Origin of the sequence: Variovorax pasteuri, assembly GCF_051216435.1 — a bacterium.
Lineage (GTDB): Bacteria > Pseudomonadota > Gammaproteobacteria > Burkholderiales > Burkholderiaceae_C > Variovorax.
Genome location: NZ_JBPJZS010000003.1, coordinates 197,579 through 221,297 on the forward strand (window position 1 = coordinate 197,579; position 23,719 = coordinate 221,297).

Below are 23,719 nucleotides of genomic sequence, written 5' to 3' on the forward strand. Positions count from 1 at the left end.
CGGCAATACGGGTACCACGGGCACCATGGGCACCACTGCAATGTCCCGCTTCGCTCACCCCGCTGGCGTGGTGCTGGTGGCCGCCGCCCTGTGCGGCGGCGCCTCGCTGCTCGGCAACGACTACTACCTGCGCATCGCCTTCATGATGTGCGTCTACTACCTGTGCGCCGCCGGCATGAACGTGCTGGTCGGCTACGCGGGGCAGAAATCGCTGGGCCAGGCGGGCCTTTTCGCGGCGGGCGCCTACGGCGTGGCGCTGCTGACTTCGCGCACCGACATGAACCCGTGGCTCGCACTTGCGCTGGCCGCCGTGATCTCCGGCGTGTGCGGCGTGCTCATCGCGCTGCCTTCGCTGCGCGTGAAGGGCCCGTACCTGGCCATGGTCACGCTGGCCTTCGGCATCGTGGTGGAGAAGCTCGTGGGCGAATGGACCGACGTGTTCGGCGGCGCGCAGGGCATCTACGGCATTCGCCCGCTCACCTGGAAGGGCACGCCGCTGGACACCACGCAGTGGGTCATCCTGGGCATCGTGCTGTGCGCGGCCCTGCACCTGCTGCTGCGCAACCTGCTGGGCGGGCGCTTCGGGCGTGCGCTGCTGTCGCTGCAGGCGGACGAGATCGCGTCGTCGTCGGTGGGCGTGCGCGTGTACCGCGCCAAGGTCATGGCCTTCGTGGTCGCGGCCGTCACCTGCGGCATTGCGGGTGCGCTGGTGGCGCAGCAGAACCAGTACATCAACTCCGACTTCATCACCTTCCACCTGTCGATCTTCATCCTGCTGCTGGTGCTGTTCGGCGGCGCGGGCTCCATGTACGGCCCGCTGGTGGGCGCGGTGCTGCTCACGCTGACCGACGCGCTGCTGGCGCGCTGGCCGTCGGCGCAGCATTTCCTGTACGGCTTTTTGCTGCTGTTCGCGCTGTACGTCATGCCGGGCGGCGTGGTGGGCCTGTTCAACAAGTGGTTCATGCGGTCGCGCCATCGCGGCGAAGGTAGCGGCAGCAACGGCATACCCGGTCAGATCGGCCCCGGCGGCGAAGGCGAGCTGCTGGTGGTGCAGGGCGTGACCAAGTCGTACGGCGGCGTGAAGCCCGCGCAGGACGTGTCGTTCCGACTGCAGCGCGGCCACATCCACGCGCTCATCGGGCCCAACGGCGCGGGCAAGAGCACCATGATCAACATGCTCACCGGCGTGATCGCGCCCGACGCGGGCTCCATCCGCTTCCTGGGCCAGGACATCGCGGGCCGCCCCGCGCACACCATCTGCTGCATGGGCATGGGCCGCACCTTCCAGAACCTGCGCCTGTTCGCCGACCTGTCGGTGCTCGACAACGTGATGCTGGGCCGGCACAGCCGCATGAGCAACGGCTTTCTCTCGTCGCTGGTCGCATGGCCGACGGCGGGCAGGCAGGAGCGCGCCACGCGCGAGCGCGCGCTGCAGCTGCTCGACCTGGTCGACCTGGGCCACCTGGCGCACTGGCCCGCGGGCAGCCTGCCCTACGGCCTGCAGCGCCGCGTGGAGCTGGCGCGTGCGCTGGCCACCGAGCCGCAGCTGCTGCTGCTCGACGAACCGGCTGCCGGACTGAACCCGCAGGAGACCGCCGAGCTGGGCGCGCTGCTGCTGCGCGTGGGCAAGTGCGGCGTGTCGATCCTGATGGTGGAGCACCACATGGACCTGGTGATGTCCATATCGGACCACGTGATCGTGCTCGACTACGGCATCAAGATCGCCGAGGGCAAGCCCGCCGAGGTGCAGTCCAACCCGCGCGTGGTCGAGGCCTACCTGGGCGTCGACGACGAAGAAGAAGCGCAGGGGCATTCCCCACAGGCGCCGCAAGCCGTGCCCGCCTGAGCGAAGGACTGAAACCATCATGTTGAAAATCGAATCGGTGAAGGTCTCCTATGGCGCCATCGAGGCCGTCAAGGGCGTGAGCCTGGAAGTGCGCGCGGGCGAGGTCGTCACCATCATCGGCGCCAACGGCGCCGGCAAGAGCACGCTGCTCAAGAGCATCGTCGGCCTGGAGAGCGTGGCCGAAGGCCGCGTGCTGATCGACGGCAACGACTGCACCCGCGTGCCCGCGCACCAGCGCGTGGGCCTGGGCGTGGCGCTGTCGCCCGAAGGCCGCGGTGTGTTCCCCGACCAGACGGTGCGCGAGAACCTCATGCTCGGCGCCTACTCGCGCCGCGGCGACAAGGCGTTCGTGGACCGCGCCATCGAGCGCGAGTTCGCGCGCTTTCCGCGCCTGAAGGAGCGCCAGCACCAGCCCTCGGGCACCTTGTCGGGCGGCGAGCAGCAGATGCTGGCCATTGCCCGCGCGCTCATGAGCGAGCCGCGCCTGCTGCTGCTGGACGAACCCTCGCTGGGCCTGGCGCCGCTCATCATCAAGGACATCTTCGACGCCATCCGCCAGCTGCGCAGCTCGGGCCTCACCATCCTGCTGGTGGAGCAGATGGCCAAGCAGGCGCTGGGCGTGGCCGACCGCGCCTATGTGCTCGAAACCGGCCGCATCACGCTCGAAGGCTCGGGCCGCGAGCTGCTCGACAACCCCAAGGTGAAGTCCGCGTACCTCGGCACGCACTGATTCCATCGCCTACCGCTCAACGTCAAAAGGAACACACCCATGACCGCACCCGTCACCAAGAAATTCGCCAGCCAGGCCGACCTGGAAGAAAAGAAGGTCTCCTTCACCCGCCTTTCCGAAAACGCCTACGCCTACACGGCAGAGGGCGACCCCAACACCGGCATCTTCATCGGCGACGAGGCCGTGATGGTGGTCGACACGCAGGCCACGCCCGCCATGGCGCAGGACGTGATCCGCCGCATCCGCGAAGTCACGCCGCTGCCCATCAAGTACGTGCTGCTGAGCCACTACCACGCGGTGCGCGTGCTGGGCGCGTCGGCGTACTTCAAGGAAGGTGCCGAGCAGATCATTGCCAGCCGCGACACCTACGACCTGATCGTGGAGCGCGGCGAGCAGGACAAGGCCAGCGAAATCGGCCGCTTCCCGCGCCTGTTCCGCAACGTCGAGTCGGTGCCCGCCGGCCTCACCTGGCCCACCATGACCTTCGACGGCACCATGAGCGTGTGGCTGGGCGAGAAGCTGGAAGTGAAGATCGCGCAGGTGGGCCGCGGCCACACCAAGGGCGACACCATCGCCTACCTCGAAGACCAGAAGATCTGCTTCGCGGGCGACCTCGTCGAATACCAGAGCACGGCCTACGCGGGCGACTGCTACTTCCGCGACTGGCCCACCACGCTGGACCGCCTCGCGGGCTTCGGCTTCGAGAAGCTGGTGCCCGGCCGCGGCGCTGCGCTGGAAAACGCGAGCGACGTGCGCAAGGCCATCGCTTCCACGCGCGCCTTCATCTCCGACGTGTACACGCTGGTCAACAACGGCGTGGCCGCGGGCAAGACGCTGAACGTGATCTACAAGGAAACCGTGGCCGCGCTGCGCCCCACCTACGGCCATTGGGTCATCTTCGACCACTGCATGCCCTTCGACGTGACCCGTGCCTACGACGAGGCCACCGGCCATGTGGACCCGCGCATCTGGACGGCGGAGCGCGACATCGAGATGTGGAACGCCCTCGAAAGCTGAGGTGAACCGGCGCTCGCCTTCATCGGGCGCCACGCCCGCCGCGGTGCAGGGCTGGATGCTGCTGGCGATGGTGCTGTGGGGCGTGAACGTGTCGGCCGTGAAGGCGCTCACCGCGTCCTTCGAACCGCTGACGCTCGCCGCGCTGCGCATGGCCGTGGCCTGGCTGGCGCTCAGCGCCATCGTGCTGTGGCGGCGCGGCGGCCTGCCCGCGCTCGGCGCGCGGCAGTTCGCGGCGCTCGCGGGTTGCGCGTTCCTGATGGTGTATGCCAACCAGATCCTGTTTGCGCAGGGGCTGCAGCGCTCCACTGCCACCAACGGCGCGCTCATCATGGCGCTGAGCCCGCTGGTGTCGGCGCTGATGGCCGCGCTGGTGTTCGGTGAACGCTTCACGCCGCGCCGCATGCTGGGCGTGGCGCTGGGCTTTGCGGGCGTGGTCGCGGTGGTGCTGAGCCACCCCGGCGCGGGCCTGTCGAGCGCCGGCATCGGCGACCTGATGCTGGCGTTGTCCGTCGCGAGCTTCGCGGTCGGCGGCGTCGGCGTGCAGCGCCTGGCGCGGCAGGTCGATCCGCTGTCGATCAGCTGGTTCATCTACGTGATCGGCACGCTCATGCTCGTGGTGCACGCCGTGCTCGGGCCTTCGCGGCTGGGCACCGCGCAGTTGTTTCCCGTTGCGTGGCCGTGGGCGCTGGTGCTGTTCTCGGGCATTGCCGCCACCGCGGCGGGCAACCTGATCTGGAACCGCGCCATCTCCGTCATCGGCGTGGCGCGCACCGCCGTGTTTCTTTATTGGGTGCCGGTGTTCGGCGTGGGCTTTGCGGCGTTGCTGCTCGGCGAAACGCTGACGTGGTGGCACCTGTTCGGCTTTGCCGCGGTGATGACGGGCACCTGGCTCGGCACCCGGCCCACACCCTCGTCCTGATGCCTTCGAAGATCTCCGACTCCCTTCCGCTGCTGTTCCAGCCCCTGAAACTGCGCGAGCTCACGCTCGCCAACCGCGTCGTCATTTCGCCGATGTGCCAGCACGCCGCCGAGCGCGGCCACGCCACGCCGTGGCACATGGTGCACCTGGGCAAGTTCGCGCTGGGCGGCGCGGGGCTCATCCTCACCGAGAGCACCGCCGTCGATCCGCGCGGGCGCATCGGCACGGCCGACCTCGGGCTGTGGAAAGACAGCCAGATCGCGCCGCTGAAGGCCGTGGTCGATTTCGTGCACGCGCAGGGCAGCGCCATCGGCGTGCAGCTCGCGCACGCGGGGCGCAAGTCGGGCAGCGAGCCGCTGTGGGAGGGCGGTGCGGCCTTGGGCGACGCGCGCATGGCCGCCGACGAAGAGCCCTGGGAGCGCCTGGGCCCGAGCGCGCTGGCGGCCGGCCCCGGCTGGTCGGCGCCGCGCGCCCTGGACGCGGAGGGCATCGCGTCGGTCGTGCAGCACTTCGTCGATGCGACGGTGCGCGCGGACAAGGCGGGCTTCGACGTGGTCGAGCTGCACTTCGGCCACGGCTACCTGGTCGCCAGCTTCCTGTCGCCCAACGCCAACCACCGCGGCGACGCGCACGGCGGCAGCCGCGAGAACCGCATGCGGCTCGCGCTGGACATCGCACAGCGCGTGCGTGCCGCGTGGCCCGCGGGCAAGCCGCTGTTCTGCCGGCTGTCTGCGGTCGACGGCACGCTCGACGGCTGGAACCTCGACGACTCGGTGGTGCTGGCGCGCGAGCTCAAGCGCTGCGGCGTCGACGTCATCGACTGTTCGTCGGGCGGCCTCACCGAAGAGACACGCGCCTTGCCCGTGCCGCGCGGGCTGGGCTTCCAGGTGCCGTTCTCGGAGCGCATCCGGCGCGAGGCGCAGGTGCCCACGCAGGCGGTCGGGATGATCGTCGATGCGCAGCAGGCCGAGGCCGTGCTGGCGGCGGGGCAGGCCGACCTGGTCGCGCTGGGCCGCGAGGCGCTGTTCGACCCCTACTGGCCGCACCACGCGGCCGCCGCGCTCGGCGCGGACCCCGGCTACGAGCGCTGGCCCGTGCGCCACGGCGTGTGGCTGGCCAAGCGCGCGCCCGGCCTGGCGCGTGCGCGTGCCGAGGCCGAAGCACTGCACCACCCCAAGGAGACAGACGCATGACCGAACCGACGACCCTGCGCATGGGCTTGATCCGCAAGAAGCCTGGGTGGACCGACGAAGCCTTTCGCAACCACTGGCGCGACAGCCACGGCCCGCTGGTCGCGCAACTGCCCACACTGCGCGCCTACCGGCAGAACCTGGTGGTCGACCGCCTGCAGCGCGGCATCGACTTTGCGCGCGGGCCGTGGGACTTCGACGGCTTCTCGCAGCTGCGCTTCGATGCGGCAGCCCAGGCCGGCGACGCTTTCAGCAACGGCGAGCTGGCTGCGGCCATCCGCGCCGATGAAGCGCATTTCCTGGGCGGCCTGCACATCGTGAGCGTCGCGCAGACCGAAGTGATTGCGCTGCCGCCGAAGCCTGAAGGCCTGCTCAAGCGCATCTCGCTGCTGCGCCGCCCGGTCGCGCAAACCGAAGAAGACTTCCGCCGCGAATGGAAGGTGCACGCCGACCATGTGCGCCGCATGCCCGGCGTGAGCGGCTACCGCCAGAACGTGGTGACCGCGCGCGAGTTCGACAAGGGCACGCCCTGCGGCTATCCCGAGCTACCGATCGACGGCATCGTCGAGCTGTGGTTCGAGAACACCGACACGCTGAACGCCGCCTTCGCTTCCCCGCCGGGACAGGTGACCATGGCGCATGCGCTCAGCTTCCTGGCGGAGATCACGGCCTTCGTGGTGGAAGAGCACACGGTGGTGTAACGGCGCCTCTACCATCGGGCCTCGACAACACCAAGGCGCACATGGGTCGAATCATCTTCCTGGGCATCGTCATGGCCACCGCCGCGTGGTCGGCATCGGGCCAGACGCGCAAGCCGTTTCCGCCCGGCGTGGTCGGCGCCATGCAGGTCGACGCGGGCACCGAGTATGTGTTTCTCGACCGGCCGAGCACCGTGGGCGGCGCCTGCAGGGGATGGAAGGCCGTGTCCATCCAGCAGCCGGGCCGCCTGGGCTCGGGCACGCTGGGCGTGATGTGCTGGAAAGAATCGAACGGCCAGCTGCTGACCGCCACCGCCGCCAAAGTGTCGCCGCAGCTCGCGTCCATGGACCTGATTCGCTGAGGCGAACCCCGGGGCAGGTCGGTGCATGGGCCCGTCAGGCCGGCAGCAAGCGGTCTTTCCGCAGGGGCACCGCGCGGGCCGTTGCGTCCGGCCGTGCCGGCACCCATTCGGCCTGCACGGTCGCATCGTCGGGCAGCACGAACTGGCTGATGAGCGTGTCCAGGTTGCGCGCCTGGTCGCGCAGGCCCTCCGATGCGGCGGCCGACTCCTCGACCATGGCCGAGTTCTGCTGCGTCATCTGGTCCAGGCGGGTGACGGCGGTGTTGATCTGCCCGATGTCCTGCATCTGCGACTGCGTTGCCGCCGTGATGGCGCTGACCGTGCCCGCGACCTGGCCGATCGAGGCCACGATGCGGCCCATGGTCTGGCCCGCGCTGTCGGCCAGCACCGTGCCGGCCTCGATGCGCTGCACCGAGGTGTCGATCAGGCCCTTGATCTCGCGCGCCGCCGCCGCCGAGCGCGTGGCCAGCATCCGCACTTCCGACGCCACCACCGCGAAGCCGCGCCCTGCGTCGCCCGCGCGCGCGGCTTCGACCGCGGCATTGAGCGCCAGGATGTTCGTCTGGAACGCGATGCCGTCGATCACGCTGGTGATGTCCGCCACCTTGTGCGACGCGCGATGGATGTCCTGCATGGTGCTCACCACCTGCGACACCACCTCGCCGCCCTGGGCCGCCACCGCGGCCGCAGCGCCGGCCAGCTGTTCGGCCTGGTTCGCGGCCTCGCTGGAGTGCCGCACGTTGCGCAGCACCTGCTCGAGCGCCGCCGCCGTCTGCTGCAGGCTGGACGCGGCATCTTCGGTGCGCGCCGACAGGTCGGTGTTGCCCTGCGCCATTTCGCCGGCGGCCGCGCGCACGCTCTGCACCGACTCCCGCGCGCGCAGCACCAGCTCGCGCAGCGCGCCTTGCATGGCGCCCAGCGCCAGCAGCATCTGGCCGGCTTCGTCGCGCGTGTGGCCTTCGATGTCCTGGCGCAGGTCGAGGCCGGCCACGCGCTCGGCGGTTTCGTTGGCGGCGCGAATGGGCCGGCTGATGCTGCGCACCAGCCACTGGGCCAGCACTGCGCCCAGCAGCAGGGCGGCGGCGCTGAACAGCACCAGCGCCAGCCGGGCGGAAGCGCTCAGCTCGGCGATGCGCACGCCGGCCGCGTCGATGGCCTCGCGCTGCGATTGCGCGAGCCTGGACACCGCCGCCAGCAGCGCGGCCGAGCTGGGCTGGAAGCGTTGCGCGTACACAGTGCGGATGCGCTCGGTCAGGCCCGAGTCGCGCGCGGCCACCAGCTCCTTGACGGCGGCCGCGAAGTCCTTGGCGGTGGCCTCGGCCTGCGCGAGCAATGCCCGGTCGGCATCGTCCTGCAGGCGCTGGCGCACCTGCCCGAGCAGGTCGTCGTACCGGGCCGCGGTGGCCTGGATGTCCGCCGAGAGAATCTCGCCCACCTCGGGCTCGGAACTCAGCGCCATGGCCTTGTAGCGCTCGGCGTTGATGGCCTGCAGGCGGTAGGCGTCGACCACCAGCCGCTCGGACACGCCGTGCTCCTGGATGGCGACGCGCGTGGCCTCGTCCACCTTGGCGAGCGACCAGATGCCGATGCCCGAACCCGCCAGGGTCAGCAGCAGCACGACGCCGAAGGTGGCCAGCAGGCGGCGGCCGAGGGTGTTGCGGGGGGCGCTGGGGGTGCGAAGGTCTTGGGTCACGGGGCAGGGTGAGCTCCCGGCGGCTGCGGCCGGGGGCGCTCATGGAGGCAGGGAGGGTTCCCGCGAGGCATTAGAGCGGGCCCGTGTGACGTCGCATTGACGACGGCGTGCCCGGGCCCCGGGGCCGCGCCGGCCTCCGGCCCCCAGCCCCCATTCGCCCTTTTTCAGGTCTCGGCGCGAGCCTGTGCCATGCGGCCCTGCCGGCGCGCGTCTTCCGAGCGCCAGCCGCGCGTCCAGGCCTCGGCCTTCCGACTCCATGTGGCGGCGGAGTCGCGCGTCTTGCTGGGCAGGGCGTCGCGCTTGTAGAACGGGTTGTCGAACAGCGAGAGGCCGCGCGCGCGGGCGTCGGCACCTTCGGTTTCAAGCGAGTCGGATGTCACGGGGGCTCCTGGGCACCGAGGCGCTTCAGCGCCCGGCGCGCTGCGACGCTTCGAGCGCGCGGGCGTTGTCGATCTTGCGGTGGCTGGCCAGCTTGAACTTGTGGCACTTCTGGCATTGGTAGCGACGAAGCCATGGGAACAGCCGCATCCAGGGACGCCGAGGTACGCGCGCCAGGTCAACTGGCTCGCATGAGCACTCACTCGAGGCCGTCATCAGGAAACTCCAGGTGGATGGTCTGCGTGCACCGTCCTTTGCACGACGCGTGGGCTGTCTCTGATGCCGCAGTGAGAATGGGCGGATTCTGGGCATTAACGCGAAATTCCTCATCACTGGTTTCCGTAGAAATTTGGTTTATGTGGCGCCTGGGTTGAATCCGTCGTGCGGTGCCTTGCGTATCGCTGCCGGAGGTGTGCGCCGGGCGCCGGCCCTCGGGCAGGGCGCCGCCGTCACCCATTCATGGGATGGGACGCGGCGGGCGCCGCGACGACACTGGGGCGCCAAAAAAACAATTCATGGACGCGCCCACGCACAAGACGGCGGGCCGTCCCAGAGCGCGCTCCACTCTTGACCCCATACCCCATTTCCGTCGACCTTCAAGCCGGCTGGTCCTGTTCGTTCCACTTCAAACAGGGCGCCAGCGGCGGCTATGCCGGCGTGGCCGAGATTGCGCTGCATGGCCTTCGGCACGGGGAGCTGGTGATCATGGCGCAGCCCTCGCTCGATGCCGCCGTGGCGCGGGTGAAGCTGCGGGCCAGCCAGTTTGTCAGCGCGCGGTCCGAGGGCGGGGCGCACAAGCCGTGGCGGCAGCGGTTGTGAAACTCCCCGACCCACCTTTTTGAGACGGGACGGGGAGAGCCTTCAGGGCCATGCGCGAAGCCGCATGAAGGCTGCCGGGGTGCCTGGCTAGCGCTCTCGCGGCGCGCAGACCTGAACCAGGTCCATCACTTCCTTCGCGAGTTCGGACGCCAGCCAGAACACGTTGTCGCGGTGCACGGGGCCCGCGTCTTCTTGATCCGGGGCGCCGTTGCCGTGGCAGTAGCACAGCAGCGAGTGGAGCTGGGTGCTCTTTTCCTCGAGCGCGGTCCAGGGGTCCGGGGGGTCGCCAGCGGGAGGTACGGGCGTGGAGGGGCGGGCTATATTTGGGGTAGCCATTCGGGGTGCTTCCTTCTTTGACGTTGGGCACTTCGTTGGTTAGACGGCTGGGGTGTTCGTAGCACCCTGGCCGTCGCCTTTTGATACCTCGCATTTGCGTCTTTGCCGGTAGGCATCGACGACGCGCCGCGAGGCAGGCGGTTCGTTCGTTGATGTGCTCGAGGGTGATGCGCTCCTTGCCTGCTTGGTGAGGCTTTGGGTGATGAGGGCATTCACTGTAGAGACGAACGGCGGGGCGCGGAAAAGGGAAATGCCCAGTAATTCTCGAAATGCGCGGGTAAGTGCTGCGTGACCGGGCGGGGCAACAAAGGCTGACTTTTGTAGACGCAACGAGGCCGTTGTTCGACCTGAGCGCGGTCGCCGTGTCTTGTCAGCGTGAGGGCTCCTGCGGGAGCCGTTGTTCCTGGTGCGTCCAGAGGGAATCGAACCCCCATCTGGCCCTTAGGAGGGGCCCGTTCTATCCGTTGAACTATGGACGCCGTGTGTGGCCTGCGGTGAGTGGCAGGCGCTGCCCCATCGACGACGGCGTCACGGGGCGTACAGCGGCCCGCACTTTACCAGCTTGAGGCCGACTTCCCCGCCCCTCAGTCGTACTTCACGGTGTAGATCAGGTCCAGCCCGCTCGTCTGCCCCGCCTGCCCCCGCAGCGTGAGCCGCGTCGTCAGGTCGTAGAAGATGAAGATCGTGCCGAAGGCCCCGCCCAGGCTGCGTTCGTAGGTCAGGTAGAAATCCTTCGACAGCCGCTTGCCCAGCGTCACCGCCGATTCGCGCAGGTCGCCGCCGCTGCCCGGGCCCTTGAAGCCGAGTTCGTCCAGCCCGAAGCGGCTGGCCAGGCTGCCGCCGCTGCCACTGCCGCCGATCTTGCCGATGAGCGACAGCGCGGCCTGCTGCAGCAGTGCAGACTCGCCGCCGCTGGTGGCCGACGCACGGCCCAGGATCACCCAAGACAGCGTTTCGGCGTCGGACAGCGCGGGCTCCGAATACAGCTTGACGCGGGGCGACTGCGCGCTGCCCGTGATCTGCACGCCCGCGCGCTGTGACAGGTTCGGGCGAATCGCCAGGATGTCGAGCGCCGGGTTGTCGAACGGGCCGTTGAAGCGCGCCACGCCGGTCTCCACGTCGAGCTGCTGGCCGTAGGCACGGTACTGGCCCTTGACGGTCTTCACCTCGCCGGTGATGCGCGGCGGGGCATTGAGCCTGGTGCTGCGTATTTCCAGGTTGCCTTCCAGCCGCGTGGTGATGCCGCGGCCCTGCACCGCGAAGTCGTCGCCCAGGTCGAAGTTGACGACGATGTCCGGCGGCTTCAGGGTCTGCGCGGTCGGTGCCTTGGCGTCCTGGGCCGCCTGGGCGTCCGCGCGGGCCGCGTCGCGCTTTGCCGCCTCGGCGGCCTCGCGGTCCTTGGCGGCGGAACGCACGACCACGTCGCTGCCCAGGCTGGGCGCGGTCTCGTCGGGCAGGATGATCACGGCGCGGTCGGTGCGCAGCTTGCCGCGCACGCTGAACTGGCCGTTGTCCAGCTTGGCCTGCAGGTCGCCCGAGAGCGTGACCTGCCTGTCGGAGCGCACCAGCACGCGCAGCGCGCGCACCTGGCCCTGCAGCGCCATGCGAATGCCCGATGCGGTGCCGCTGGCGGGGCCCCAGTTCATGCTGCCGCTGGCCGAGAGGGTGCCGCCGTCGGCGCGAGCCTCGCTGGCCGTGGTGCTGCGGTTGCCGCTCTGCCCGGCGATGCGCGCGGAACTGCCTGCGCCGCCCTTCAGGGTGAATTCGGTGATCTGCACGCTGTCGCCGCTCAACGTGGCGCGCAGCCGGCCGTCGCGCAGGTCCAGCCCTTCGACCGGCGCGCGCAGCGCGAGCTTGTCGGCGCCCAGCGTGCCGTTCCAGCGCGGCACGGTGCGGTTGCCCGACAGGGTGGCGCTGGCGTCCAGCGTGCCGGCAATGCGCCAGCCCGGCGGCGCCAGCATCGACCACACGCCCAGGTTGGGCAGCGAGGCGTTGATGGTGCCGCCCAAGGGTGCGTCGGGGGCCCACTGCCAGCCGCCCGCGCGCTGCTGCACGCGGGTGTTGATGTCGGCGTTGATCTTGCCGGCGCGCTCGCTGTCCCAGGCCAGGGTGGCGCGCACCGCGTCGCCCTCGGCGTCGAGCCGCAGCTCGGCCTGGCGCAGGCCGGCCGGGGTGCTGGGTGCCTCGCCGTTGGCGGTGGCCGTGTTCATGGTGCGTTCGCTGGCGGTGCCCGTGCCGGTGCTGACGATGTGCGTCACCAGCGCGGCCTCGCCGGCCTGCACGCGGATGTCGCCGCTCTGGCGCGCGATGCGCATCTTGGCGCGCAGGGTGTCGGCGGCGTCGATGTCCCAGTCGCCGTCGAACATCAGGTCGCCGCTGATGCCGTATTCGCCCAGCGTGGCGTTGGCGCCCAGCGCGCCGGCCCAGGCCATGGGCAGGCCCTTGAGCTCGCCCTTCGACTGCAGGCGGAACACGCGGTTGGGCGCCGCGCCGCTCTGGCTGAAGCGCAGCGGCTGCCAGTCGATGCGCACGGTGCCGGGCACGGGGCCGCGCAGGGTGGCTGCGGCGGCGGAGGCTTCCACGTCGAGGCGGGGCGCGTTGCCGGTGGTGCTGCGGATGGTGGCCGTCACTTCGCGGCTGAGTTCCACCACCCAAGGGTCGCCGGGGCGGGCGCTGTCCTGCGCCTGCAGCTTCAGGCTCGCCAGTGCCGCACGCCATTGGCCCGGCCCGGCAATGCCGCCGCTGGCGCGGGTGTCGATGTTGATTTTCTGCGTGCCGGTGGCGGCTTCGCCCTTCAGCGTGAGCGTGGCCTGCGCCAGGCTGCCGGCGAGGTCGGCGCGCAGGTCGCGCAGTTGCACATTGGTGGCCGTGCCGCCGGGCTGTGCGGCGGGCAAGGTCAGCTCCAGGCGCGGCACGCCGAGCATCGCCTTCAGGCTGGGCTCGGTGATGCCGCGCTGCGCGGGCGCGTTGGCGTTTTCCAGCCGGCGCTGGATGGTCTGCCAGCCGCCTTGCCAGCTGGCGTCGAGCCTGGCCGAGCCCTTGGCGCTGGCGCCGGCGAACACGCCGGACATGCCGGGCAAGCCCTGCACCCAGCGCTGCACGGTGTCGGCGTCGTCGATGCTGGCCTTGATGTCGCCGCCGCCCGATGTCTGCGCGATGCGGCCTTCCACCTGCGCGCTGCCGCCCGGCAGCACCAGCGCGAGCTTGCCGCTGGCGGCCTGCTCGGCCACGCGCACCTGCAGCTTGCCGTCGATGCTGGCGCGCTGGGCTTCGATGCGCAGCGTGCGCAGGTCGAGCACCTGGTCTTTCCACTGGCCCTGGGCCAGCGCGCGGTCGAGCGCAAAGCCGGGCAGGGCCTTGCTGCCGGCACCGCCTTCGGCGCGCAGCGCGGCGTCGAAGGTGATGGTGCTTTCCTTCTGTTCGGCCTTGAGCGTGCCGCTCACGGGCGCGCCCGAAAGCTCGGTGTACAGCGCGCCGGGCCGCACGCCGCGCACGGTGGCCTGGGCCTGCCAGGGCAAGGGCGCGGGGCTCCACTGGCCGGCCGCGTCGATGCGCCCGCCGCCCGCGCGCACGGTGGCTTCCGGGATGGTCCAGTGGGTGCCGTCGAAGCCGACCCTGGCCTGCACCTGTTCAACGGGCAGCTTCTCCTGGTCCCACGGGCCGGGCAGGGCGTTGCGGATGTCGGCCGAGGCCTTCCATGCGGCGGGGCCGGTGTCGGCGTCGGGCTGCAGCTCGACGGTGCCGGTCAGCTGCGTCTGCGGTGCGCCGGGCCACAGGCTCGATGCATCGACGTTGCGCAGGTCGGCCTTGGCGTCGATCACCGGTTGGGGCAGCCAGGGCGCAATTTGCGCCTGCAGCTTGGCTTCCATGGGGGCGTCGGTGTTTTCTTCGGCGGGCTTCAGCTCGGCCGCCACCTGCAGGCGCGCATCGGTGCCGGCGAGCGTGCCTTTCACGGTGGCGGTGGCCAGCACGTCGATGTGGTGGTCCTCGGCCAGCGGCGCCTTCACGCGGCCGTCGAGCGCGGCGTCGATGGCCATGGGCGCGGGGCCCTGCAGCTTCACGCGGGCGCCGTAGTGGCCGTCGGCAATGTCCACGCCCTTGATCTCCAGCGCGTGCTCGGAGGCCTTGTTGTAGCTGTAGGTGCCCGACAGGTTGAGCGCCTGCAGCACGGGCGGCCCGGCCCAGCGCACTTCGTCGATGCGAAACGGCAGCTCGACCTCCACCGGCAGCACGATCTGCTCGAGCGGTTGGGTGGGCTCGGTGCTGGGCGCGCCGCGCTTCTCGATGAGCACCTGCTTCGCATGCACCTCGCCCAGCTGCACCTTGCGCTGGAACAGCGGGGCCAGTTGCCAGCCGATGGTGGCGTCGTTCACCTCGACGGCGATGCTCTCGCTCTGGTACTTGAGCCAGCCGATGTGGCCGCCGGTGCGCAGCGAGCCGCTCACGTCGCGGCTCTCCAGGGTCTGGCCGGCCGGCAGGCGTTGCGCGGCCTGTGCGAGCGCGAAGGCCAATGAGGTGTTGGAGCCCAGGTACCACCACGCGCCCGCGGCCAGCAGCATCACCACGAGCAGCAGGCTGGTCACGGTCCAGGCCAGGGCGCGCACCGCGCGGCGTGCGCGCGAGCGGCGCACGGCCGGCGGCACGGGCGTGGGCGTGGGCGTGGGCGTGGGTGCGGGCGTCGGCGTGGGGTCGGCGTCTGTCTGCATCGGGAAAATCAGAAGGTGAAGCCGAGGCGAAAGTGCAGGCGGAACTTCTTCGTGTCCACGCCGTAGGCCAGGTCGGCCTGCACCGGCCCCACGGGGCTGCGCCAGCGCGCGCCCACGCCCACGCCCACCTTGGGCTTGAGCTCGCCGGGCTTGTCGGCCACGGCGCCGGCGTCGACGAACATCACGCTCTCCCAGGCGGTGAGCTTGTTGTTGTAGACGACGGGGCGCTGCCACTCCACGCTGGCCACACCCAGGTAGCGGCCCGCCACGATCTGGCCGTCGGGGCGCACGGTGCCGATTTCCTTGTAGCTGTAGCCGCGCACGGTGGTGTCGCCGCCGGTCAGGAACATCAGCGTGGAGGGAATCTGTGCGCTGTCTTTTGCGGACACCGCGCCGGCCTCCACGCGCAGCTGCAGGCGGCTGCGGCGCGCACGGCTTTCCTTGTCTTCGGCCCCGCCCAGCGGCACCACGCCGAGCCAGCGCGCGTAGGTGCGCGTGAACGGCACCTGCTCGCCGGTGAGGGTGTAGCCCGCGGCCACTTCCAGCGCCAGGCCGTAGCCGCGCGAGGGGGCGGCGTTGTCGTCGAAGTAGCGCCCGGTCCAGCCCCAGTTGGCGGTGACGGCCGAGGCCGAGGGCGGTGCGTCGATGCCGCGGTTCTGCGCGTAGTCGTACTGCAGGAAGTAGCTGCGGTCGATGTGGTCGCTCGACTTGCTGCGCCCGCCGCGCAGGCGGCCGCTGTCGACCACGTAGCTGCCCGACTGCTCGCTCTTGAGCTCGGCGCCGGTGAACCATTGCCAGCCGCGGTCGTCGGGAATGGCCTTGAGCTCGGTGCTCAGCGACTTGATGTCGCGGTCGACCGACAGCCGCGAGACGGCGCGCCAGCCCAGCAGCGGCACCTGGTTGTGAATGTGGTCCAGCGACAGGCGCGGGCCGTTGTCGGTGGTGAAGCCCACGCCGGCCACCACCTTCTGCAGCGGCGCCTCGCGCAGCTGCGCGATGACGGGCGCGGCCAGCGGGTTGCCGCTTTCGGTGTCGAGCGTGAGGAACACCGAGTCGTAGTAGCCGCTGCTGGCCAGGCGCTGCTGCGCGTCGAGCAGCTTCTGCTGGTCGTAGTCCTGGCCGCTGGGCAGGCGCGCGATGCGGCGTGCGCCGTCGGGGTCGTAGCGCTGGATGCCGCGCAGCACCAGCGGGCCGAACTTGTAGGCCGGGCCGGACTGGTAGGTGGCGCTCAGGCGCGCCTCGTGGCGGTCGGCATCGACCTCGGCGCGGCTGACCTCGATGTTGCCGGTGGGGAACCGCTTGGCCGTGAGGCTGCGCAGCGCGGTGGTCTTGGCCTCGTCCCAGGCGCTCTGGGTGAAGGGCAGGCCGGCGCGCAGGGCCCAGTTGGTGCGAATGGCGTCGCGCTGCGCCTCGGCGCTCGCGTCGTCGGCAATCGGCCCGGCATAGCTGATCTGCACGTTGCTCACCTTGGCGATGTCGCCCGGCGACACGGTGATGACGATCTCGCGCGGGGCCTTGGTGCTCTGGGGCGTCTCGGTGAGATCGAGCGTCAGCGTGGGCGTGAAGTAGCCCAGGGTGCCGAGCAGTTCGCGGGCATTGGCCTCCGCGGCCACCATGAGGCGGGAGATTTCGGTGGCGCCCAGGTCGTCGAGCTCGCGGTAGCGCTGGATCTCGAGGTGCAGCTTGAGGTAGTCGCGCACGTCCTCGGGGCCGCGCACGTCGACGGTGAAGGCGTCGCGCTTGTCTGCCTTGGCCTTCTCGCCAGTGCCGTCCTTGCCGTCATCGGCGGCGGCAGAACCGCTGCGAACGAGGCCCGCCACGGGCTGGCCCTCGGCGGTGTCCTTGTCTTTTTTCGGCAGCAGGCTGCAGCCTTGCAAAAGCAGGACGCCTGAAAAAAGCAAAGCCGGCAACCACGCCGGCGAAGAAACGGATACCGCCCTGACCATGGGCGGATTCTGACAGCAAGCAATGGCCCTTCCGGAAGGCCCCGCCAGATCGCCGGCTTCGTCCTACTTACTTGGACAGCATGCGCATCGCCTCTTCGAGGCCGCGCAAGGTCAGCGGGTACATGCGGTTGGACATGAGCTGCTGCATCACCGCGATGCTCTGGCGGTACTGCCACACGCCCTGCGGTTCGGGGTTGATCCACGCGAACTTGGGGAAGGTGTGCGTGAGCCGCTGGATCCACTCGGCCCCGGCCTCTTCGTTGTTGTATTCGACGCTGCCGCCAGGTTGCAATATTTCGTAAGGACTCATCGTGGCGTCGCCCACGAAGATGAGTTTGTAGTCCTTGTTGTACTTGCGCAGGATGTCCCAGGTGGCGAACTTCTCGGAGAAGCGGCGCTTGTTGTTCTTCCACATGAAGTCGTACACGCAGTTGTGGAAGTAGAAGAACTCCAGGTGCTTGAACTCGGTCTTCACGGCCGAGAACAGTTCTTCCACGCGCGCGATGTGCTCGTCCATGGTGCCGCCCACGTCCATCAGCAGCAGCACCTTCACGTTGTTGTGGCGTTCGGGCCGCATCTTGATGTCGAGGTAGCCGGCGTTGGCCGCGGTCGAGTGGATGGTGTCGTCCAGGTCCAGCTCTTCCACGTTGCCTTCGCGCGCGAACTTGCGCAGCCTGCGCAGCGCCACCTTGATGTTGCGCGTGCCCAGCTCCTGCGTGTCGTCGTAGTCCTTGTAGGCGCGCTGGTCCCACACCTTCACCGCACTCTTGTTCTTGCCGGCGCCGCCGATGCGGATGCCCTGCGGGTTGTAGCCGCCGTTGCCGAAGGGCGAGGTGCCGCCGGTGCCGATCCACTTGTTGCCGCCCTCGTGGCGTTCCTTCTGCTCCTCGAAGCGCTTCTTGAGCGTTTCCATGAGCTCGTCCCAGCCCATCTTCTCGATCTTGGCTTTTTCCTCGGCCGTGAACTCGCGCTCCAGCGTCTTCTTGAGCCAGTCGAGCGGCACTTCCTTGGTGAAGTCGGTCAGCATCTCCACGCCCTTGAAGTAGGCGGCGAAGGCGCGGTCGAACTTGTCGTAGTGCTTCTCGTCCTTCACGAGCGCGGTGCGCGAGAGGTAGTAGAAGTCGTCGATGCCGTAGGCGCCGTCGGAGTTGGGCCCCACCACGTCGGCCTTCAGGGCCTCCAGCAGCGTGAGGTATTCCTTGACCGACACGGGCAGCTTGGCCGAGCGCAGGGTGTAGAAGAAGTCGATGAGCAAGGTGTGCTCCTTGTGGGGCCGGGTGTGCGTCAGCCGCGCGGCTTGTCGAGCAGATAGAGCAGCTGGGCTTTCACCTCGGGCCACTCGCCCGCGCGCAGGCTGTACATGACGGTGTCGCGGATGGTGCCGTCGCGGCGCATCGCGTGGCCGCGAATGACGCCGTCTTTTTTCGCGCCCAGCCGCTCGATGGCGCGCTGCGAGGCGAAGTTGAAGTTGTCGGTGCGCCAGCCCACCACGTTGCAGCCCAGCGCCTCGAAGGCGTGCGTGAGCATCAGCAGCTTGCAGGTGGTGTTGACGTGCGTGCGCTGGCAGCGCGCGGCGTACCACGTGTAGCCGATTTCCGCGCGCTTCACGCCCGGCAGGATGTCGTGGAAGCTGGTGCTGCCGAGCACGGTGCCGGTGGCTTCGTCGGTCACGGCGAAGGCGAAGCGGTCGGCGGTTTTCAGCGCGGTGTCTATGTAGGCGCGCGTGTCCTGCGGTTCGGGCACGGAGGTGACGCGCAGCTTCCAAAGCTCGCCGTCGGCGGCCGCGGCGCGCAGGCCTTCTTCATGGGCCGGCGACAGCGGCACCAGCGCAATGCCTCGGGCCTTCAGCGTGACGGGTTCGACGAAAGCCATCTTCAAGACTCTGTATTGGATTTTTCAGCCGCGCGGGTTGCCGTACTTGCGCACGTACCAGGCGCGTGCCAGTTGCACCCCGCCGCCGCCGCCCAGGCCGATCAGCAGGATGCCGAAGATCTCGCGGTTGCCGTAGCCGGCGGCGCCGAAGGCGTCGAGCCCCAGCAGCAAGCCGAGCCCGCGGCCGAGCAGCGCACCCACCACGAACAGCACGGCCTGGGCGATGCCCAGCTTCATCAGTTGCCCGGTGGGGTGCGGTGTCTGGCTCATGGGTTTAACGGCTCAGCGGTTGTTGCGTTGCATGAACACGAGCTTCTCGAAGAGCGTCACGTCCTGTTCGTTCTTCAGCAGCGCGCCCACCAGCGGCGGCACGGCGACCTTGTCTTCCTTGCTTTGCAGCGCCTCCAGCGGAATGTCTTCGGCCACCAGCAGCTTGAGCCAGTCGAGCAGCTCGGAGGTCGAGGGCTTCTTCTTCAGGCCGGGCAGGTTGCGCACGTCGTAGAAGGTCTTCATGGCGGCGGTGAGCAGTTCCTGCTTCAGGCCGGGGAAGTGCACGGCGACGATGCTCTTCATCGTCTCGGCATCGGGGAACTTGATGTAGTGGAAGAAGCAGCGGCGCAGGAAGGCGTCGGGCAGTTCCTTCTCGTTGTTGGAGGTGATGAACACCACCGGGCGGTGCTTGGCGCGAATGAGCTCGCGCGTCTCGTAGCAGTAGAACTCCATGCGGTCGATTTCGCGCAGCAGGTCGTTCGGGAATTCGATGTCGGCCTTGTCGATCTCGTCGATCAGCAACGCCACCGGCTGGTCGGCCGTGAAGGCCTGCCACAGCACGCCCTTGATGATGTAGTTCTGGATGTCCTTGACGCGCTCGCCGCCGTCGACGTCTTTCAGTTGCGAGTCGCGCAGGCGGCTCACGGCGTCGTATTCGTACAAGCCCTGCTGCGCCTTGGTGGTCGACTTGATGTGCCACTGCAGCAGCGGCAGTCCGAGCGACTGGGCCACTTCCTCGGCCAGCATGGTCTTGCCCGTGCCGGGTTCGCCCTTGACGAGCAGCGGACGTTGGAGCGTGATGGCCGCGTTGACCGCGAGCATCAGGTCCCGCGTGGCAACGTAATTGTCTGAGCCCTGGAATTTCATGAGTGAGACGGAAGCTGGGGGTGGAGAAAAGAACACACTCGACGCGCGTTGTGCAGCCTAGGGTTGGCCTGCACAGGGATCCGGGGGACCCCTGCCTATAATCGAATGTTGATTCGAAAAACTGTACTCTCCACGAGATTGTGCGCGCAAAATGAACAAGTTGTTGACCACGATGTTTGCCCTTGGTGTCGCTTGCGTGACGCTCTCGGCGCAAGCCCAGCAAGTCACGGGCAAGGCCCAGGACGGTGCGAAGAAAGTACAGATGTGCGTGGGCTGCCACGGCATCATCGGCTACCAGGCCAGCTTCCCCGAGATCCACAAGGTGCCCATGATCGCGGGGCAGAGCGCCACGTACATCACGGCGGCGCTCACCGCGTACAAGGGCGGCGACCGCAAGCACCCCACCATGCGCGCCATTGCTGACTCGCTCACCGAGCAGGACATCGCGGACCTCGCGGCCTACTACAGCCAGCTCGGCCTGAAGGACGGCGGCGCACCGCCCGCCGCGCTGGCCAAGGCCACGCCGGCCAACGTCGAGGGGCTCATCACCCGCAACGCCGACAACAGCTGCACCAAGTGCCACGGCGCCAACTTCAACACGCCCAACGACGGCACCGTGCCCAAGCTGGCCGGCCAGCATGCCGACTACCTGTTCGTCGCGCTCAAGTCGTACCGCGTGAAGAACAACGCGCACCTGGGCCGCTCCAACGCGGTGATGGGCCAGCAGGTCGAAGAGAAGAAGTTCACCACCGCCGAGCTGAAGACGCTGGCCACCTACATCAGCTCGCTGCCCGGCGAACTGAAGACGGTGCCCGAATCGCGCATTCACCACCGCGTCGACTGAACAAGCGTTTCAACGCATATCAAAAAAGCCCGCTCGCAGCGGGCTTTTTTTGTGCCTCGGGTTTTCCCCGAGTCCTGCGCGAATCAGACGTCGAAGAACGCCGTCTCGTCCGCGCCCTGCATGCGGATGTCGAAGCGGTAGCTCACCGCGCCGCCTTGCACCACGCGCTCTGCAATCAGCGTGTGGCGGCGATCGGCCGGCACGCTCTGCAGCACGTCGTCCTTGGCGTTGGCCGCGGCTTCGTCGCCGAAGTACACGCGGGTGAACGCATGCAGCAGCAGGCCGCGCATCAGCACGATCACGTTGATGTGCGGCGCCTCGCCGGGCGCCTGCGCGCCGGGCTTGACGGTATGGAACACGAAGCGGTTGCCTTCGGTGGTGCCGGTGCCGACGCGGCCGAACGCGCGAAAGCCGATGGCGCGCGCCTCTTCGGGCGTCTGCGGGTAGCGGCCTTCGCCGTCGGGCTGGCTGATCTCGACCAGCGCGTCGTTGATCGGGTTGCCGTCGCCGTCGATCACGCGGCCTTCCAGGCGAATGCGCTCGCCGCTGGCGTTGTCCAGCGCGAGCACGGCGTCGAAGGGCTGGTCGAAGTCGTAGCCGTACTGCGTGGCGGTGAGGCCGTAGGCGAAGTAGGGGCCCACGGTCTGCGAGGGGGTCTGGCCGAAGTCGGCTTCCTGTGCGGTCATCAATGACATGGTCTGTGTCTCCTTGCGGCTCAGCGGTTCTCGAACGGCGTCTCGTCGGCGCCGCGCAGCACGATGTCGAACTGGTAGCCCAGCGCGTAGCCCTCTTCGGTGATGTCGAGGCTGAAGTCGGCAATCAGCCGGTTGCGGTAGCGCTCGGGCGTGCCGGTGACCATCGGGTCGTACTGCAGCAGCGGGTCGCCCGGGAAGTACATCTGCGTGACCAGCCGGCTCGCAAAGCTCTGGCCGAACAGCGACATGTGGATGTGCTGCGGACGCCACGCGTTCGGGTGGTTGCCCCAGGGGTAGGCGCCGGGCTTGATGGTGAGGAAGCGGTAGCGGCCTTCGCTGTCGGTCAGGCAGCGGCCCGCGCCCAGGAAGTTGGGGTCCAGCGGCGCGTCGTGCTGGTCGACCTTGTGCACGTAGCGGCCCGAGGCATTGGCCTGCCACAGTTCGACCAGCGTGTTGGCCACCGGGCGGCGATGCTCGTCGAGCACCTGGCCGGTGAGGATCATGCGTTCGCCCAGCGGCTCGCCGTTCTTGCGCGCGTTGCGCGTGAGGTCGTGGTCGAGTTCGCCGATGCTGTCGTGGCCGTACACCGGTTGCTGGAGCTCGCCGAGCGAGGCCTTCAGCGGAATCAGCGGCTTCTGCGGGCCGCGCTTCATGGTGGACTTGTAGCCCGGGTAGACGTAGCTGGGGTGGGCTTCCCAGTCGCGCGGGGTGAGGACGGGCGAGCTGCCCTTGGTCTTGGTCAACATGAACGTTGTCTCCTGTCGTGGGACGAATCCGGAAGCCGCCACTGTAGAAGCACCGTTCGATGATGTAAATTGAAGATTGCTCTGTTCTCAATAACCAGCAGTAATTGAAAAATTCCGCCGATCTCCGACTGGACTTCCTGCGCAACGTGCAGCTGCGCCATCTGCGCTGCTTGGTGGCGGTGGCGCAGGAGCGCCATCTTGCGCGCGCCGCCGAGCGGCTGGCGCTGAGCCAGCCGGCGGTGTCCAAGACGCTGTCCGAGCTGGAGGCGATCGTCGGCACGCGGCTGGTGGAGCGCAGCAACGCCGGCCGGCGCGGCGTGCAGGGGCTCACGGCGGCCGGCGAGCAGTTGCTGGCCCACGCCCTGCGCGTGCTCGAGGCGCTGGACGCCAGTGCGCAGGCGGTGGCGCCGGCCGCGGGCGGGCGCATCGAGCGGCTGCGCATCGGCGCGCTGCCGAGCGTGGCGCCCGCGCTGCTGCCGGTGGCGCTGGCACGGCTGCGCGACGGCTGGCCGCAGGTGCAGATCGTGGTGAAGAGCGCCGCCAACGCCGCGCTGCTCGACGAGCTGCGCGCCGGCGAGCTCGACCTGGTGGTCGGCCGCATGAGCGACCCGCGCCTAATGGGCGGCCTGAGCTTCGAGCTGCTGCACACCGAACCCTTGGTGTTCGCCGTGCGCGCCGGCCATCCGCTGGCGCTGAAAGCCGCGTCGGTGCAGGCGGTGCTGGGTTATCCGCTGGTGGTGTACGGCGAAGGCACCATCCCGCGACACAACACCGAGAGCTTTTTGTCGGCGCGCGGCCTCGTGCTGCCGACCAACGCGCTGCAGACGCTCGACGTGGCCGTGGCGCGCGCGCTGGTGGCGGTGTCCGACGCGGTGTGGATCACGCCGCTGGGCGCCGCGCGCGGCGAGCTCGCGGACGGGCGCATGGTGCGCCTGCGCATAGAGACCGCCGGCACCGAGGAGCCGGTCGGCCTGCTGCAGCGCAGCGATGCCGAGCCCTCGGCGCTGCGCCTGGCCATGGCCGCGCTGCTGCGCGAGGCGGCGAAGCAGCAGGGGGTGTTGCCGCCGAAGGCCAGGAAGCCGCCTCGGGGCTAGCTAGTCCTTTGTTGCGCGTCGCTGCACGCAGGCCACGTAGCCGTCGCCGTCCGGCGGGCGGCCGGCGCGCTGGCTCTCCCACATCATCTGGCCCAGGCATTCCATCGCCTCGTGGTGCGCATGCAGCAGCGAGCCGCGTCGCGCGGACAGCAGTTCGACGGCCTGGCGGATGCCGCGCGGCTGGTCGATGGAGCACTGCTCGCTGATCGACAGGTGCATCGACAGGTGAAGGAACGGGTTCTCGCGGCCGTTCGCGCCGTCGTACACCCGCGCCACCGCGGCGTCGGCGTCGACCAGGTCTTCGTGGTACTCGGGGTGCTCGTCGATCCAGCCGGCAGCGATGGTCTCGAGGGCTTCCATCGGCAGGCCCTGGCGATGCTTGGCGTACACGTCGCAGAAGAAGCGGCGCACGTCTTCCTGGGAGGGGTTGAACATACAGAGATAAAGAAAGAGAGATAAAGAAGAAGAGGGTGTGGGGGCGCTCTGCAAGAGCCGCTTCGCAAGCCGTTCCGAGAGCCTTGGGATGTGTCGGACGTTCCGGGTACAAGGCGTTACATCGTTACGTAACGAATCGCTGAATGAGGTACTTCCGGCCTCTTTCGAAGGCCCCGTGTAAACCCTTGATTTTGTAAAAATACCTATAAGAATCAATGGCTTGGGAGCCCGGCGGCGCCGCTGGAAAAGTGCCGGA

At 68.9% G+C, this 23,719-nt stretch carries 23 protein-coding genes and 1 tRNA gene; 10 read left to right on the forward strand and 14 right to left on the reverse strand.

The genetic code is table 11. The features are described from left to right. Positions 1-40 precede the first annotated feature (40 nt). The 7 genes from ACSFBM_RS14430 to ACSFBM_RS14460 are packed head-to-tail and all read left to right on the forward strand — an operon-like array spanning position 41 to position 6,762. The gene (locus ACSFBM_RS14430) at positions 41-1,846 is read left to right on the forward strand and encodes a branched-chain amino acid ABC transporter ATP-binding protein/permease (protein ID WP_435485260.1); all 1,806 of its coding nucleotides are present in this window, start codon (positions 41-43) and stop codon (positions 1,844-1,846) included. A gap of 19 nt (positions 1,847-1,865) precedes the next feature. Then, complete coding sequence (locus ACSFBM_RS14435; protein ID WP_435484952.1) at positions 1,866-2,576, forward strand: ABC transporter ATP-binding protein; 711 nt, start codon at positions 1,866-1,868, stop codon at positions 2,574-2,576. A gap of 39 nt (positions 2,577-2,615) precedes the next feature. After that, positions 2,616-3,593, forward strand: a complete 978-nt coding sequence (locus ACSFBM_RS14440; protein WP_435484953.1) for an MBL fold metallo-hydrolase — start codon at positions 2,616-2,618, stop codon at positions 3,591-3,593. A gap of 1 nt (position 3,594) precedes the next feature. Continuing rightward, positions 3,595-4,512, forward strand: a complete 918-nt coding sequence (locus ACSFBM_RS14445; protein ID WP_435484954.1) for a DMT family transporter — start codon at positions 3,595-3,597, stop codon at positions 4,510-4,512. Further along, positions 4,512-5,705 carry an NADH:flavin oxidoreductase/NADH oxidase gene (locus ACSFBM_RS14450; RefSeq protein ID WP_435484955.1) on the forward strand — a complete coding sequence of 398 codons (1,194 nt, stop codon included), beginning with the start codon at positions 4,512-4,514 and terminating at the stop codon, positions 5,703-5,705. Before ACSFBM_RS14445 ends, ACSFBM_RS14450 begins: the two co-directional genes overlap by 1 nt. Next, on the forward strand, positions 5,702-6,403 hold the full coding sequence (locus ACSFBM_RS14455) for an EthD domain-containing protein (protein ID WP_435436892.1): 702 nt from the start codon (positions 5,702-5,704) through the stop codon (positions 6,401-6,403). The genes ACSFBM_RS14450 and ACSFBM_RS14455 overlap by 4 nt, the downstream gene beginning before the upstream one ends. Before the next feature lie 41 nt (positions 6,404-6,444). Beyond that, complete coding sequence (locus ACSFBM_RS14460) at positions 6,445-6,762, forward strand: hypothetical protein (RefSeq protein ID WP_435436893.1); 318 nt, start codon at positions 6,445-6,447, stop codon at positions 6,760-6,762. Positions 6,763-6,796: 34 nt separating this feature from the next. On the opposite strand, the gene ACSFBM_RS14465 is transcribed toward ACSFBM_RS14460, so the two are convergent. The 3 genes from ACSFBM_RS14465 to ACSFBM_RS14475 form a co-directional block, all read right to left on the reverse strand. Then, positions 6,797-8,455, reverse strand: a complete 1,659-nt coding sequence (locus ACSFBM_RS14465) for a methyl-accepting chemotaxis protein (RefSeq protein WP_435484956.1) — start codon at positions 8,453-8,455, stop codon at positions 6,797-6,799. 164 nt (positions 8,456-8,619) lie between these two features. After that, positions 8,620-8,835, reverse strand: a complete 216-nt coding sequence (locus ACSFBM_RS14470; RefSeq protein WP_435484957.1) for a CrpP-related protein — start codon at positions 8,833-8,835, stop codon at positions 8,620-8,622. Between the two features lie 25 nt (positions 8,836-8,860). Continuing rightward, positions 8,861-9,049, reverse strand: a complete 189-nt coding sequence (locus ACSFBM_RS14475) for a hypothetical protein (RefSeq protein ID WP_435484958.1) — start codon at positions 9,047-9,049, stop codon at positions 8,861-8,863. Positions 9,050-9,400: 351 nt separating this feature from the next. Between ACSFBM_RS14475 and ACSFBM_RS14480 the strand changes: the two genes are divergently transcribed. Further along, complete coding sequence (locus ACSFBM_RS14480; protein ID WP_435484959.1) at positions 9,401-9,652, forward strand: hypothetical protein; 252 nt, start codon at positions 9,401-9,403, stop codon at positions 9,650-9,652. Between the two features lie 87 nt (positions 9,653-9,739). Here the strand turns inward: ACSFBM_RS14480 and ACSFBM_RS14485 are convergent, their stop codons facing one another. The 8 genes from ACSFBM_RS14485 to ACSFBM_RS14520 form a co-directional block, all read right to left on the reverse strand. Continuing rightward, complete coding sequence (locus tag ACSFBM_RS14485) at positions 9,740-9,988, reverse strand: hypothetical protein (RefSeq protein WP_435484960.1); 249 nt, start codon at positions 9,986-9,988, stop codon at positions 9,740-9,742. Positions 9,989-10,392: 404 nt separating this feature from the next. Continuing rightward, positions 10,393-10,467: transfer RNA gene (locus ACSFBM_RS14490), tRNA-Arg, on the reverse strand. Positions 10,468-10,572: 105 nt separating this feature from the next. Beyond that, a complete protein-coding gene (locus ACSFBM_RS14495; RefSeq protein ID WP_435484961.1) occupies positions 10,573-14,694 on the reverse strand; it encodes a translocation/assembly module TamB domain-containing protein in 4,122 nt (1,373 codons plus the stop codon). A gap of 8 nt (positions 14,695-14,702) precedes the next feature. Continuing rightward, on the reverse strand, positions 14,703-16,640 hold the full coding sequence (locus ACSFBM_RS14500) for an autotransporter assembly complex protein TamA (RefSeq protein ID WP_435484962.1): 1,938 nt from the start codon (positions 16,638-16,640) through the stop codon (positions 14,703-14,705). A gap of 67 nt (positions 16,641-16,707) precedes the next feature. Then, complete coding sequence (locus tag ACSFBM_RS14505) at positions 16,708-17,895, reverse strand: vWA domain-containing protein (protein WP_435436901.1); 1,188 nt, start codon at positions 17,893-17,895, stop codon at positions 16,708-16,710. Positions 17,896-17,924: 29 nt separating this feature from the next. Then, positions 17,925-18,512, reverse strand: coding sequence for a GNAT family N-acetyltransferase (locus ACSFBM_RS14510; protein WP_435436902.1), 588 nt, complete (start codon positions 18,510-18,512; stop codon positions 17,925-17,927). A gap of 24 nt (positions 18,513-18,536) precedes the next feature. Continuing rightward, the gene (locus tag ACSFBM_RS14515) at positions 18,537-18,782 is read right to left on the reverse strand and encodes a hypothetical protein (RefSeq protein WP_435436903.1); all 246 of its coding nucleotides are present in this window, start codon (positions 18,780-18,782) and stop codon (positions 18,537-18,539) included. A gap of 12 nt (positions 18,783-18,794) precedes the next feature. Then, the gene (locus ACSFBM_RS14520; RefSeq protein WP_435436904.1) at positions 18,795-19,649 is read right to left on the reverse strand and encodes an AAA family ATPase; all 855 of its coding nucleotides are present in this window, start codon (positions 19,647-19,649) and stop codon (positions 18,795-18,797) included. Between the two features lie 151 nt (positions 19,650-19,800). On the opposite strand from ACSFBM_RS14520, the gene ACSFBM_RS14525 reads away from it, so the two are divergent. Beyond that, positions 19,801-20,493, forward strand: a complete 693-nt coding sequence (locus ACSFBM_RS14525; protein ID WP_435484963.1) for a c-type cytochrome — start codon at positions 19,801-19,803, stop codon at positions 20,491-20,493. A gap of 83 nt (positions 20,494-20,576) precedes the next feature. Here the strand turns inward: ACSFBM_RS14525 and pcaG are convergent, their stop codons facing one another. Continuing rightward, entirely contained in the window at positions 20,577-21,188 is a 612-nt protein-coding gene (pcaG, locus tag ACSFBM_RS14530; RefSeq protein ID WP_435484964.1) for a protocatechuate 3,4-dioxygenase subunit alpha, read from the reverse strand. Between the two features lie 20 nt (positions 21,189-21,208). Continuing rightward, positions 21,209-21,934: a protocatechuate 3,4-dioxygenase subunit beta gene (gene pcaH / locus ACSFBM_RS14535; RefSeq protein WP_435484965.1), complete on the reverse strand. Its 726-nt coding sequence runs from the start codon at positions 21,932-21,934 to the stop codon at positions 21,209-21,211. A 104-nt stretch (positions 21,935-22,038) separates the two neighbouring features. On the opposite strand from pcaH, the gene ACSFBM_RS14540 reads away from it, so the two are divergent. Further along, positions 22,039-23,028, forward strand: a complete 990-nt coding sequence (locus ACSFBM_RS14540; protein ID WP_435484966.1) for a LysR substrate-binding domain-containing protein — start codon at positions 22,039-22,041, stop codon at positions 23,026-23,028. On the opposite strand, the gene ACSFBM_RS14545 is transcribed toward ACSFBM_RS14540, so the two are convergent. Further along, positions 23,029-23,463 (reverse strand): DUF1841 family protein, encoded by a 435-nt coding sequence (locus ACSFBM_RS14545; RefSeq protein WP_435484967.1) that lies wholly within the window; start codon positions 23,461-23,463, stop codon positions 23,029-23,031. Between the last annotated feature and the right edge of the window lie 256 nt (positions 23,464-23,719).